Origin of the sequence: Microvirga sp. KLBC 81 (genome assembly GCF_003075415.1) — a bacterium.
Classification (GTDB): domain Bacteria; phylum Pseudomonadota; class Alphaproteobacteria; order Rhizobiales; family Beijerinckiaceae; genus Microvirga.
Window position 1 is genome coordinate 26,179 of sequence record NZ_QDAH01000027.1, and the last position, 13,947, is coordinate 40,125.

Genomic DNA, 13,947 nt, shown 5'->3' on the forward strand with positions numbered 1-13,947 from the left:
GATCGCCATCGTGCGCCGCAGAGGGGCGCATTCTGGGTTGAAACGGAACGGCTTCGAGCCGGATGAGGTGACGGAAGGGCGAGCGCGAAATGAAACGCGCGCTTCGAACGGTGCCGGAACGAGAGTCAAAGCTGACTTCGTATTCGCAACCATTCAAGACGGCCCTTTCTAGAAATCGATGACCGAACGGATCCGGCCATCGGCAAAATGCGGCGATCTGTATCGCCCACTGAACCCTTCCGAGCGCCTGTCGAGGGTGACGGGATCCTCAGAGGACCGGTCAACACAACCGTCTCCTCAGGTCCGCCGTCAGATTCGGCCATGCCGGACGGGGTTCATGATCATTACAGATCGAATGGGGCATTTGGCAAGATGTCGAGGCGATGTGTCGTTAATGCAACACTGTCTCGATAATGAGCTTCCGGAGGAGAAGCTTCGTTAACCAAAAGCCTTTTAATGAGATAGGAAGGGGGCGCGAAACTTCCAGCGGCTGCATGAGAAACAAACCCTTGATACGCCTGATCTGCGTGGGTCTCTTTGTGAGTCTCGTGGCGACCTTCGTCGCCTCGGGGACGGGATCCGCCTGGGCTACGGGCGTCGATGCGGGCAAGGCTGCTGCCCCGGTGATCGCGGCGGATGTCTCGGTCGAGGTTGAGGGCGCCAAAACCCGGTTCCGGATTGCGCTCTCCAAGCCAGTGACGGCCCAGGCCTCTCTCATGGAGAAGCCGGACCGCCTCATCATCGACCTGCCGGAGGTGTCGTTTCACCTGCCGCCCGAAGCCGGGCGTCAGAAGGCGGGGCTGATTTCCTCCTATCGTTATGGCCTTTTCGCTCCGGGCCGCTCCCGGGTCGTGATGGAGCTGACCCAGCCGGCCACCGTCTCCGGCATGACCGTTGACGCGAATGCCGCCGGCGGCACGGCGCTTCTGACCATCGAGCTGACCCGCACCGAGCGCGCTGATTTCCATCGCGCGGCTGCTGATTCTGCGGCCAAGGTGGCCCAGGTCACTGCGGCGGAACCTGCTCCGCTCCCCAAGGATGCCCGCCCGGTCATTTTGATCGACCCCGGTCATGGAGGCATCGATCCCGGTGCCAATTCCGTGGGGGGCGTGTTCGAGAAGGACCTCGTCCTGTCCTTTGCCCAGAAGCTGCAGAAGGCGCTGGAAGCGAGCGGGCGCTACAAGGTTCTCATGACCCGCGACAAGGACGTGTTCATTTCCCTCGGAGACCGGGTCCGCGCCGCTCGCAATGCCCAGGCTGATCTCTTCATCTCCATCCACGCGGATTCGATCTCCGGAGGCCAGGAGGTGCGGGGGCTGACTGTCTATACGGGGGCGGAGAGGGCGTCCGACGCCGACTCGGCCCGGCTCGCCGAGCGGGAAAACAAGGCCGATGCGGTGGCAGGCGTCGAGAGCACCGACATGCCGGATGACGTGTCGGACATCCTGGTGGAGCTGACCCTGCGTGAGACGCGCAATTTCTCCCATGGCTTCGCCACCCGCTTGGTCGGTGCGTTTGATTCGGTCGCCCGCCTGAACAAGAACCCGCACCGTCAGGCCCGCTTCCAGGTGCTGCGGGCCCATGACGTGCCCTCCGTCCTGGTGGAATTGGGGTACCTCTCCAGCAAGCAGGACCTCGACCTGCTCATGTCCGAGGAATGGCGGGGCAAAATGGTCTCTGCCATGAGCGCGGCGGTGGATCGCTTTTTCGCAGCACGCCTCGCTCGGCAGGATGCTGCCGCAGTTTTACCATAGATAGAGTGTGGATACCCGTAGCGGGGGCGCGATTCCTCGGTTAACAGAGCGGGGCGGACTTGAGCTCCACTTCTGTTCCGATGGAAAACGGCGTTCGGGATTTGCATAAACGGGTGCTTTTGAAGCGCCGATAACGGAATATCTTCGGATGCGTTTTGTCCTACGATTCTTCGGCTTCCTGTTCAGCATCGGGGCGATCTTCTTCCTGATCGGCGCCGTCGGGCTGGCCTATGGATTCTGGTTCTACTCCAAGGACCTGCCGGATCACGCGCAGCTCGCCAATTACGAGCCGCCGGTGATGACACGCGTCCATGCCTCGGACGGCAGCCTGATCGCGGAATATGCCCGCGAGCGCCGTCTCTATGTTCCCATCCAGGCCATGCCGAAGCTGGTGAAGGCCGCCTTCCTCTCCGCCGAGGACAAGAACTTCTACAAGCACCCGGGCATCGACCCCGAGGGCGTCGTCCGCGCGATCCTGGTCAACATCAAGTCGGGCGGCAAGCGCGAGCAGGGCGCATCCACCATCACGCAGCAGGTGGCCAAGAACTTCCTCGTCGGCAACGAGAGGAGCTACGAGCGCAAGATCCGCGAGGCCCTGATCGCGCTTCGGATGGAATCCACCTTCTCGAAGGACAAGATCCTCGAACTCTATCTCAACGAGATCTATCTCGGCCTCAGCAATTACGGCGTGGCCGCCTCGGCGCTGAACTATTTCGGCAAGTCGCTCCATGAGCTCGACATTGCCGAAGTCGCGTACTTGGCCGCTCTTCCGAAGGCGCCGAACAACTATCATCCGTTCCGCCAGCGCCAGGCCGCCATCGAGCGCCGCAACTGGGTGATCGGCCGCATGGCCGAGAACGGCTACATCACGCCGGAGCAGGCGGAAGCGGCCAAGAAGCTGCCGCTCAACGTCACGCCGCGCGTCGTGTCCCCCAACAGCATCGCTTCAGGCTACTTCGCCGAAGGCGTGCGTCGCGACATCGCCGAGCGTTACGGTGAGGAGAAGCTCTACGAGGGCGGTCTCCTGATCCGCGCGACCCTCGATCCCAAGATGCAGGCCATGGCCCGCAAGGCCCTGGTCGACGGTCTCGTGCGCTTCGACGAAGCGCGCGGCTGGCGCGGCGCCCAGCAAAAGCTCGACCTGACCGGCCGCGAATGGGGCCTGGCTCTGGCCGAGGTGCAATCCATGGGCGACGTGCAGCCCTGGCGTCTGGCAGTGGTGCTCGACGTTGCCGGCGGACGTGCCCGCATCGGCCTGCAGCCGAAGAAGGAAACCTCCGGTCAGCTTTCCCGTGACCGCGAGACCGGCTTCGTGACCGCCGATGGTGTGAAATGGACGCGCCGTGCCGTCGAGAAGGCGCTTGCCGTCGGCGACGTAGTCTATGTGGAGCCCATCGACGGCAGGCAGGGTCAGTACCGTCTGCGCCAGGTGCCTGAAATCTCCGGCGCCATCGTCGCCATGGATCCCCAGACGGGCCGCGTCCATGCGATGGTCGGCGGCTTCTCCTTTGACCAGAGCGAGTTCAACCGCGCGACGCAGGCGATGCGCCAGCCGGGCTCCTCGTTCAAGCCCATCGTCTATGCGACGGCCCTCGACAACGGCTACACGCCTTCGTCGCAGATCATGGACGCGCCCTTCGTGCTCGACATGGGGCCGGGGCAGGCCGCCTGGGCTCCGTCGAACTATGACGGCAAGTCGGCGGGCCTGCGCACGCTTCGCTACGGCATCGAGCATTCGAAGAACCTGATGACGGTGCGCCTCTCCAACGAGATCGGCATGCCGGTCATTTCCGAATACGCCCGTCGCTTCGGCGTCTATGACGACATGCTGCCGCTGCTTTCCATGTCGCTCGGCGCTGGCGAGACCACGGTCATGCGCATGACGGCGGCCTATTCCATGTTCGTGAACGGCGGCCGCCGCATCAAGCCGACGCTGATCGATCAGATTCAGGATCGCAACGGCCGCACGATCTATCGCCACGACGACCGCAAATGCGCCACCTGCGATGCCGAGAAATGGGATGGCGGCGCTGCGCCCAAGCTCACCGACAGTCGCGAGCAGGTGCTCGACCCGCTGACCGCCTACCAGATGACCTCGATCCTCGAAGGCGTGGTGCAGCGCGGCACCGCCCAGTCGGTCAAGGCCGTCGGCAAGCCGCTCGCCGGCAAGACCGGCACCACCAACGACGCGAAGGACGTGTGGTTCGTGGGCTTCTCGCCCGACCTCGCTGTCGGCGTGTTCCTCGGCTATGACCAGCCGAAGTCCCTCGGCAACGCGGCCACCGCCGGCCAATACGCCGCCCCCGTGTTCCGTGACTTCATGCAGATGGCCCTGAAGGACAAGCCGGCGACTCCGTTCCGCGTGCCGCCGGGCATCAAGCTGATCCGGGTCAGCGCCGCCACCGGCACCCGCGCCGGCGATGGCGCCGGTACGATCCTGGAGGCGTTCAAGCCCGGACAGTCGCCGCCGCAATACTATTCTCCTCCGGAGGAGGAAGCGGCCCCGCAGGCCGAGTACTCACCTGCGCCTCCGCCACAGCGGGCGGTGGGTGCAAACCCGGGCGGATTGTATTGATCCGCGTCCTCACCATATGAAGAGCGCTTCCTGACAAGCACGAAAACGCATGGGTACTGCAGACGCGAAGCTGGCTGCAGCGCTCGGCGGCTTGCGGGAAGGCTTCTTTACACCGTGGGGCACTCCCCTTAAGACGCCCTCGAACTCAAGGCATAGACAGCAGGACAAATGCGCGCCGAAATCGAACACCTCGTAGAAGAGACCAAGCAGTCAGTCGGGCTGCTGAGGAGGCATCTTTGACTGGGATAATGCCCAGCGCCGCCTCGCCGAACTGAACGCCCAAGCCGAAGACCCGAACCTCTGGAACGATGCGGAGGCCGCGCAAAAGATCATGCGCGAACGCACGACCCTCGAGGACCAGATTTCCGCCATCAAGCGCATGGAGCAGGAACTCGATGACGCCATCACGCTGATCGAGCTCGGCGAGATGGAAGGTGACGAGGGCACGATCAGCGAGGGCGAGGAGGCGATCCGCGCCCTTCAGGAAGAGGCTGCGCGCCGTCAGGTGGAAACCCTGCTCTCGGGCGAGGCCGACGCCAACGATACCTATCTCGAAGTGCACTCCGGTGCCGGCGGCACGGAAAGCCAGGACTGGGCCTCCATGCTCCAGCGCATGTATGCCCGCTGGGCCGAGCGCCGGAAGTTCAAGGTCGAACTCCTCGAAATCACCGATGGTGAAGAAGCCGGCATCAAGAGCGCCACGCTCCTGATCAAGGGCCACAACGCCTATGGCTGGCTCAAGACCGAGTCGGGCGTGCACCGTCTGGTGCGCATCTCCCCCTACGACTCGAACGCGCGCCGCCATACGAGCTTCGCCTCGGTTTGGGTCTATCCGGTGGTGGATGACCGCATCAACATCGAGATCAAGGAATCCGATTGCCGCATCGATACGTTCCGCTCCTCGGGTGCGGGGGGGCAGCACGTGAACACCACGGACTCGGCGGTGCGCATCACGCACATCCCGAGCGGCATCGTCGTGGCCTGCCAGCAGGAGCGCTCGCAGCACAAGAACCGCGCGACCGCCTGGAACATGCTGCGTGCGCGCCTCTACGAGGCCGAGCTGAAGAAGCGCGAGGAAAAGGCGAACGCTGAAGCTGCCGCCAAGACCGATATCGGCTGGGGCCACCAGATCCGCTCCTACGTGCTGCAGCCCTACCAGCTGGTGAAGGACCTGCGCACGGGCACACAGTCCCAGAGCCCGCAGGACGTGCTCGACGGTGATCTCGACCCGTTCATGGAAGCCTCACTCGCCCAACGCGTCTACGGCGGCGGCGAAGAGGTCGAGGACATCGACTAGAGCCTTTTTCGGTGCAGTGGCTCCGGTTCACCGTCAAAAAATGCGGTCCAGCCAAGAAGAGAGCTGATTCCAGGCCAACGGAATCAGCTCTATGAACGCGTTGTGGTCCGCCAACCTCATCCTGAGGAGCAGCCGTGAGGCTGCGTCTCCAAGGATGATCCCGTGCACTCTGGAGGCGCCCTCGTCCTTCGAGACGGCCTTGCAGGCCTCCTCAGGATGAGGGCTACGGGGTGCGCAACGTGGTCGCAGTGATAAGGTTGCCTGAAAGGGCGCCCTTTTTCTGTTCCGCGATCAGAGCGCCTGTGCCGCTGCCAGCACTTCCTCCGCGTGACCCGGCACCTTCACCTTGTTCCAGACCTGGGCAATTGTGCCGTCGCGGTTGATGAGGACCGTGGTGCGTTCCACGCCCATGTACTTGCGGCCATACATGCTTTTCTCGACCCACACGCCATAGGCCTCCAGCATGCTCTTCCCCTCGTCGGAGGCGAGGGGGAATTCGAGGTCGTGCTTGGTGCGGAACTTGTCGTGGCTCTTCAAGGGATCGGGTGAGACGCCGACGATCTCGGTGTCGGCGGCCTCGAACTTCTTGCGAAGGGCCTGGAAATCTCTAGCCTCCAGGGTGCAGCCGCTCGTGTCGTCCTTCGGGTAGAAGTACAGCACCACCTTCCTGCCTCTGAGGCTCTCCAGCGAGATGTCCTTCCCTCCAGTGGCGGGCAAGGAGAAAGCGGGGGCTTTGGTTCCGGGTGTCAGTGCCATATTTCGCCTTCCTTTTGGCGGATTGTCCTGATTGGAAACCTCTTGTGTGCACGACAGGAAAGAGGCGGTCGCGGGAGGCTGCCGGGACGGTTAAGGTCCCTCAGTGATTCCCTCGCTGCCGCTGAAGCGCAAGAACCGGGTTACCCCACATCACAAGAATGAAGTTACCGTTCCGTCCCACGTTGTCCCGGCGAGAACCGGCCAAAAGAAGCCTATGGCGCCGGGTGCTGCGTGGTACGCTCTACGTCAAGCTTGGGCTGATCGCGTTTCTTGTTGTTGTCGCGGGGCTTCTCTACCTGCGCCTTTCCGTCGGCCCCATGACTTTCGGACGCCTGCCGGAGCGCGTTGCCGAGGCTCTGGCCGCCCGCATCGGCCCCGGATGGGCCGTGACGCTGCGCAATACGGCCATCGAACTGCATGAAGGTACGCCCGCTCTGCGGGCGAACGGCCTCGACATCAGGGCTCCTGGCGGAGGACTCGTTGTCCGGGCTCCGTATGCCCTTGTGAGTGTCGACTTCCTATCGCTGCTCACGGCCAATCTGCAGCCCAAAGCCATCGAGGTGCGTGACCTGCAATTGCGGATCCTGGTCAGCCGGGATGGCTCACTGACCTTCTCGCCCGTGCAGACGACGGAAGAAGTGCACGCTGCGGGTGATACGACAGCCGAACCCTCTCCTTCCAAGGAGGCCGCTGCTTCCTTGGCCGCGAGCACCGATGGCCCGTCTCAGGTCTCGGGCGCCGTAGGCTCTCTGTTCGACCTGGTCGTCGGACCGGGAAGCGTCCTCAACTCCCTTGGACGCGCGCAGCTGACCAATGCTCAGCTCGTCTTCATCGATGCGGATCGTCGCGAGCGGGCCAGGTTCAAGCGAGTCGACGCCACTTTCGACTGGTCGGAGAATGGCGGACGTCGTTTCGCGGCGACCGTCGAAGGTCCTCAGGGCGCCTGGCAGCTCAACGGCGATGTGAAAGCGGAGAGCGGGACGGCCTATCGTGCGGCGGTGGTCGCCGATTCCGCGCCGATCCAGGACATCCTGCTGCTGAGCGGGTTGTCAGGACTGCCGGCTGCGACCGATCTCGAATTCTCGGGGCGCTTTGACGTGGCCTATTCGGATGGCCGCGTGACGGAGTTGAAGACCCGCCTCGACAGCAATACGGGCATGATCCAGATCGAGGACAAGGATACCTCGGCTTTGCCGGTCGAGCGCGCCACGATCGTGGCCGAGTGGGACGAGGCCAAGAAGACTCTCAACCTCCCGATCCTCGAGCTCAAAGGCGGCGAGACGCAAGTCAAGCTTCAGGGGACGCTATCGACGCCAACGCTGAAGGCGCCTTGGCGCCTGCTCTTGAGCGGCAGGGATATCGTCTGGTCGGGTGCAGCTCCCGGCGATGCCCCGCTCCAGGTTTCGCAGCTCGATGCAGACCTCTCCGGTTCCGATGGCGTGACAATCAACAACATCAAGCTGCGAGGGCCGGACCTCACCACCGACATCAGCGGTGCCCTTGCGGCTCCGGCCGACCCTAAGGGGCTGAAATTCGACGTGACGGCCACGCGGACCAATGTCCGGTCCGCGCTGCGCGTCTGGCCGGAGGCCGTGGCTCCCCCTGTTCGGCGCTTCCTGGTGTCGAACCTCAAGAGCGGCACGCTTGAGACGTTCAAGCTCAAGATCGGGATGACCGGGGCCGATGTTGAGAAGTCCATGTCCGGCGGCCCGATCCCCGACGGCTCCGTGACGATCGATTTCCAGATCTCTCAGGGCACCCTAAAGGCGGCAGAGGGTTTGCCGCCCGTGTCGAAGATGGATGTGACCGGGCAGGTGAGCGGTACGAAGGTCGCCTTACGCGCCCCGGCCGGGCGCGTCGATATGGCCGGCAATTACAGTCTGAGCGCCTCCGAAGGCTCTTTCGCTCTCGACAATTACTGGGACGACAATGCGGTTGCGCGCATCGACTTCCGCCTCCTGGGCTCGGCGGATGGTGTCGGCGCCATGCTCCAGCAGCCGGTCGTCAAGGAGATCGCCGGGTTCGAGGTCGATCCCGCCACCATGAAGGGCAAGGCGGATCTGCGGGTTGGGATCGGACTCGCCGTCAACAACATTCCGGCCATTGCCGATCTTCCGCTGAAGATTGCCGGAACACTGAACGATCTCACCCTCGACAAGCTGTTCGGCAGGGAGAAGCTCGAGGCGGCCAATCTGACGATCGCCTACGACAAGGGTGACCTGTCGATCAAAGGCGACGGCAAGATGGGGGGCGCTCCGGCTAGTATCGACGTGCAGAAGAACCGCCAGGGCGGCGAAGCGAACGTCTCCTTCGTTCTCGACGAGGCCGCGCGCAGCAAGCGTGGGCTCTCCTTCGGCCAACAGTTGACGGGCAGCGTCGCGCTCAAGGTCGGCATGCCCCTGGGCAGGCTCGATGCGCCCGGCATGCTGATCGAGGCAGACCTCGCCAAGGCCAGTGTGGATCAGCTCATTCCCGGCTGGGTCAAGCCTGCGGGCAGGCCGGGCAAGCTGACCTTCACGATGGTGGACGGGGCCGAAAACGAAATCCGCGACTTGCAGCTCGACAGCGGCACGGCGCAGTTGCGTGGCACTGCGACCCTGTCGAAGGACGGGGAGCTCGAGAAGGCGGATCTGCCCACCTTCAAGCTCTCGCCCGGCGACGACATGCGGGTGCAGATCGATCGTTCCGGCGGCATCTACAAGGTGAATGTCCGCGGCAACGTGGGCGATGCGCGCCCCTTCCTGAAAGGGTTCGGCTCGCAATCCTCGTCTCGCAGCGGAAACGCGCAAAGGGATTCCAAGGATGTCGACATCGACCTCGCCCTCAACATCCTGACCGGCCATAACGACGAGGCGATCACCAACGCCATGATCAAGGCGTCCGTGCGCAAAGACACCCTGCGCCAGCTCGAGATGAAGGGCCGCCTCGGCTCGACGAACATTGCTGCCCGCACGGATGTTCAGGGGAGGAGCGGCCCTGTCCTCATCATTCAGGCGGAGGATGCGGGTGCGCTCCTGCGCTTTACTGATGTGTACAAGCGCATGGCGGGTGGCGATCTCATCATCAACATGGCGACGGGCGAGGGGGCTCAGCCCGGGCTTCTGCTGCTGCGCTCCTTCACCCTGGTCAACGAGCCGGCCCTGCGCCGGATCATCCCGACTCAGACTCAAGTGATCGCCGGGCAGGACAAGGCCGGCAATCCGCAATCCGTCCGGGTGGATGTCAACGAAGCGACCTTCGCCAGGGCAAGGGTCGACTTCACGCGTACGGCCGGCCGCGTCGATTTCAAGGATGCCGCGATCTACGGCAATCAGATCGGCTTCACCCTCGGCGGTTTCATCGATTACGGTCGGGATCGCATGGACATCTCGGGCACCTTCGTGCCGGCCTATGGGCTGAACAACGCCTTTGCCAAGGTGCCGCTCTTCGGGCCGCTGCTCGGAGGCGGTCAGTATGAGGGATTGTTCGCGGTCAATTTCCGCGCCACGGGTTCCACAAGCGCGCCGACGCTGACGGTCAACCCGCTTTCGGCGGTAGCACCGGGCTTCCTGCGCAAGCTTTTCGGTGTGGGAGTGGAGCCGCAGGGTGATGCATCGCCCGTGACTCCGGAGCGATAGAGCTGAAACCCTCAAGCAGATCCAAAGCCTCACCCTGAGGAGGATTGCGTGAGCAATCCGTCTCAAAGGGCGAGGCGTCTCCAGTGCACTCTGGATCCTCCTTCGAGACGCCGCTTGCAGCGGCTCCTCAGGATGAGGGCTGTGCTTTTAGATGGCCCGCAGCAGCACGTGCTTCTTCTTGCCGAAGGACAGCTTGATCACGCCTTCGCTCGTGACGTCCGACAGGTTGAGCGTGGCGCGCTCGTCGGAAACCGTCTGGTCGTTCACCTTCAGGCCGCCGCTCTTCACCTGACGACGCGCTTCGCTCGATGACGGCACGAGCTTCGCATAATCCGGGCCGAAGGCCGTCAGCACGCCGAGGCCTTCCTTCAGGATGCCGGAAGCGACTTCGATGGTGGGTAGGCTCTCCGCAAGGGCGCCCTGCTCGAAGGTCTTCTGCGCTGTCTCCGCCGCCAGCTCCGCGGCCTCGCGACCATGGAGGAGGGCAGTTGCCTCGGTGGCCAGCACCTTCTTGGCCTCGTTGATCTCGGCGCCCTGAAGAGCCGAGAGCTTGGCGATCTCATCCATCGGCAGAATCGTGAACAGCTTGAGGAAGCGCGGAACGTCCGCATCCTCCGTGTTGCGCCAGAACTGCCAGTAATCGTAGGGGCTGAGCATGTCCGCATTGAGCCAGACCGCGCCGGAGGCGGTCTTGCCCATCTTGGCGCCGGAGGCCGTGGTCAGCAGCGGGCATGTGACGGCGTAGAGCTGAGGCGTTCCGAGACGACGGCCGAGATCGATGCCGTTGACGATGTTGCCCCACTGGTCCGAGCCGCCCATCTGCAGAATGCAGCCGTAGCGCTTGTTGAGCTCCACGAAGTCGTAGGCCTGGAGGATCATGTAGTTGAATTCCAGGAACGACAGCTCGTGCTCGCGTTCGAGGCGCAGCTTCACGCTGTCAAAGGACAGCATGCGGTTGACCGAGAAGTGGCGGCCCACGTCGCGCAGGAACTCGATGTAATTGAGCTTGGTCAGCCACTCGGCATTGTCGACCATCATCGCGTCGGTCTTGTCCTCGCCGAAGCTGATGAAGCGCGAGAAGACCGTCTTGATGCTCTCCTTGTTGGCCTCGATCTGCTCGACGGTCAGGAGCTTGCGGCTCTCGTCCTTGCCGGAGGGATCGCCCACGCGGGTCGTCCCGCCGCCCATGAGGGTGATCGGCTTGCCGGCCCCGGTCTTCTGGAGCCAGTGCAGCATCATGATCGAGAGCAGGTGGCCCACATGCAGGGACGGGCCGGTGCAATCGTAGCCCACATAGGTCGTGAGCCGCTTTTCGAGGGCGGCGGCATCCACGCCCTCGAAATCGGAGCTCTGGTGAATGAAGCCTCGCTCAGTGAGCACCTTCAGGAAATCGGATCGTGGCGCGTTCATCGCGGCTCTCGTCATCTAAGAAAGGGGGTCCAAGGGCGCTCTTCTAACAGGTTGTGACAAGGATTCCACCCAGTCATGGGCGCCGCCTGACTAGAGCGTTCGGTCTATTGCCAAGTTCCGACAATGATTTAATATAACGTTAAACTCGGGTGTAAGAGGGAGAGCCCTTCATGTGCTATGCTTGCGTTGCGGATCGTCGGGGCGTTTCCTGGGCCTCTTTCTCCCATAGCCTGGAAAGGAAGCCTTCCTTCGTCTCTCTCGACGAGCACGATACGTATGGTGCAGGAAGCTTTGGCTATGCTTCCCTATCCTATAGAGGGATAGATGCTCTCATCGGGCCCGCAAAATGGGCATCCTTAGCGGCGGGTGCGCCATTCTTCAGTAGGGTGGGGTCGTGGTTCTCTTCTGCTTCCGACTGGCTTAGCGACAACATCTCGGGCTTGCCGCTGGGAGTATTCTCGGCGGTCGCCGCGGGGCTTCCAAATGTGCCGATTTTCGGCACAAAGTATTATGCTCCAACCAATATCGATTGGGATGTGTTGGCGCTCTTCTCCGGGTCGCAGTGGGCCTCCAACACCATCACTTACAGCTTCCCGGATTCACGTTGGGATTATGAGTGGATCAATCCGAGTGCTTCCGGCTTCAAGCCTCTCTCCCAGGCCTCGCAAACTGCTTTCCACGGTATCTTCAAGGGTGCGGCCGGAGTCATGTCTCTGACCTCGCTCGAATCGTTCACGAACGCTACGTTCGTCTATGCGGGTCGGAATGATGCCAACATCAAGCTGAGTGCCTTCGAGCCCGGCAGCATCATCAATCGCAGCCACGGCTATTATCCTGGCGTTCCTGTTTACGGCGGCGATACCTGGATCACCAATGCTGACAAGACTCCAGTTCTGGGAACCTATCAATTTTATCTGCTTCTGCACGAGCTCGGGCATTCGCTTGGAATGAAGCACTCGCACGACAGCGGCGGAAATCTGCCGAGAATGAGTGCTCAGCACGATTCGACCGAATACACGGTCATGTCGTACAACGTCCTTGCGGCACCGCAGACGTTCATGATGTACGACATCGCGGCCCTGCAGGAGATGTACGGTGCTGATTTTGCGACCAACAGCGACAATACCGTTTACAGTTGGAATCCGCTGACGGGTGAAACCTATGTCAACGGGATCAGCCAGGGCAGACCCGGCCTCAATAAGATCTTCCTGACCATTTGGGATGGCGGCGGCAACGACACCTACAATCTCGAGAACTACAATTCGAATGCCGTCATCGACCTGACGCCTGGCGGCTACTCACTCTTCTCGGCGCTTCAACTGGCGGCGAGCAGCGTCAAAGGCAATGTCTACAACGCTCTCCAGTTTAGAGGCGATAGCCGCTCGCTGATCGAGAACGCTCGCGGCGGGTCCGGACATGACAAGATACTCGGCAATGCAGCCGCGAACATGCTGCAAGGGAACGGCGGCAACGACACCCTTTCCGGCGGAGACGGAAGCGACGGCCTCTATGGTGGAGACGGCAACGATCTTCTCGACGATGCGCCGGACGGCTCCGGCTTTTCCAGTTTCCGCTCCGGCAATGACCTGCTCGATGGGGGCGCTGGCGACGACATTCTCGCCGGGCGTTCTGGCCACGACACCATGTATGGTGGGTCTGGCAACGACACTATTTGGGCGGACGAAGGCAGGGATTTCGCTGATGGCGGGAGCGGTCAGGACCTGATTTTCGGCCAAGGCGGCGATGACACTCTCTATGGAGGCGATGACAGCGATCACATCCTTGGAGGGGCGGGAGCCGACTATCTGGACGGCGGGACCGGAACAGACACACTGGACTATGGCGACGCGACTACCGGTGTTTATGTCAATCTGGGCACGAACGCAGTCTATGGGGGCATCGCCGCCGGTGACGTTATCAGGAACTTCGAAAACGTTCTCGGCGGAGCGGGTTCCGACCAGCTCTACGGCAATGCGTTGAACAACGTGCTTAAGGGCGGCGGCGCAGCTGACTACATCGCCGGCTTCGCCGGAGACGACAGCCTTTCCGGCGAAAACGGCAACGACACTCTCTATGGCGATGACGGCAACGATACCCTCATCGGCGGCACCGGAACGGACACTCTCTACGGCGGGGCCGCGAATGACTATCTCGACATCGACGACAGTTCCAGCGCCGGTGCCGACTGCCTCTATGGCGGCGACGGCAATGATGTCCTTGTCGGGGGCGGTGTCGGCAGCAAGCTGACGGGCGCGGCAGGGTACGATATTTTCTCGATCCGTCCTTGGGCCAAGACCACCATTACGGACTTCTATACAGGCCCAGGTGCGCACGACCAGATTTATATCTGGAATAAGCCTCTGTTTGCGGATTTCTCGGTCATGATGGCCTCGGCCCGTCAGGTTGGCGGTGACGTCGTGATTGCGAAGGGTGATTTCAGCCTCACCTTGAGCAATAAGCAGCTGTCATCGCTTGTTGCGAGCGACTTCGCCTTCCTCTGATCAACTGACCGCGCTTACGAAAAAGGCAGGGCGTTAA

Annotated in this window: 7 protein-coding genes; 5 read left to right on the forward strand and 2 right to left on the reverse strand. The window is 62.3% G+C overall.

What is annotated here, in order from left to right; genetic code table 11:
- Window positions 1-509: 509 nt before the first annotated feature.
- The 3 genes from DC522_RS17065 to prfB all read left to right on the forward strand — a co-directional run bounded on the left by DC522_RS17065 (window position 510) and on the right by prfB (window position 5,626).
- The gene (locus DC522_RS17065; RefSeq protein ID WP_245444252.1) at window positions 510-1,754 is read left to right on the forward strand and encodes an N-acetylmuramoyl-L-alanine amidase; all 1,245 of its coding nucleotides are present in this window, start codon (window positions 510-512) and stop codon (window positions 1,752-1,754) included.
- 148 nt (window positions 1,755-1,902) lie between these two features.
- A complete protein-coding gene (locus DC522_RS17070; protein WP_116529878.1) occupies window positions 1,903-4,329 on the forward strand; it encodes a penicillin-binding protein 1A in 2,427 nt (808 codons plus the stop codon).
- Window positions 4,330-4,497: 168 nt separating this feature from the next.
- Window positions 4,498-5,626, forward strand: a protein-coding gene (gene prfB, locus DC522_RS17075; RefSeq protein ID WP_116529879.1) for a peptide chain release factor 2 whose coding sequence is annotated in 2 segments (ribosomal slippage) — window positions 4,498-4,566 and window positions 4,568-5,626 — 1,128 coding nt in all. Because the reading frame shifts where the segments join, the coding sequence is not laid out codon by codon here.
- A 291-nt stretch (window positions 5,627-5,917) separates the two neighbouring features.
- Here prfB and DC522_RS17080 read toward each other — a convergent pair.
- Entirely contained in the window at window positions 5,918-6,382 is a 465-nt protein-coding gene (locus DC522_RS17080) for a peroxiredoxin (protein WP_116529880.1), read from the reverse strand.
- 224 nt (window positions 6,383-6,606) lie between these two features.
- Between DC522_RS17080 and DC522_RS17085 the strand changes: the two genes are divergently transcribed.
- Entirely contained in the window at window positions 6,607-9,999 is a 3,393-nt protein-coding gene (locus DC522_RS17085) for a DUF3971 domain-containing protein (RefSeq protein WP_165820191.1), read from the forward strand.
- A 147-nt stretch (window positions 10,000-10,146) separates the two neighbouring features.
- On the opposite strand, the gene tyrS is transcribed toward DC522_RS17085, so the two are convergent.
- The gene (tyrS, locus tag DC522_RS17090; RefSeq protein ID WP_371679815.1) at window positions 10,147-11,409 is read right to left on the reverse strand and encodes a tyrosine--tRNA ligase; all 1,263 of its coding nucleotides are present in this window, start codon (window positions 11,407-11,409) and stop codon (window positions 10,147-10,149) included.
- A gap of 485 nt (window positions 11,410-11,894) precedes the next feature.
- Here tyrS and DC522_RS36895 point away from each other — a divergent pair, with 485 nt between their 5' ends.
- On the forward strand, window positions 11,895-13,910 hold the full coding sequence (locus DC522_RS36895) for a M10 family metallopeptidase (protein ID WP_205769663.1): 2,016 nt from the start codon (window positions 11,895-11,897) through the stop codon (window positions 13,908-13,910).
- Window positions 13,911-13,947 lie beyond the last annotated feature (37 nt).

Excerpts from the sequence above, each read along its gene's own strand:
- DC522_RS17070 (WP_116529878.1), top strand. The coding sequence starts at position 1,903 with ATGCGTTTTGTCCTACGATTCTTCGGCTTCCTGTTCAGCATCGGGGCG.
- DC522_RS17080 (WP_116529880.1), bottom strand. The coding sequence starts at position 6,382 with ATGGCACTGACACCCGGAACCAAAGCCCCCGCTTTCTCCTTGCCCGCC.
- tyrS (WP_371679815.1), bottom strand. The coding sequence starts at position 11,409 with ATGAACGCGCCACGATCCGATTTCCTGAAGGTGCTCACTGAGCGAGGC.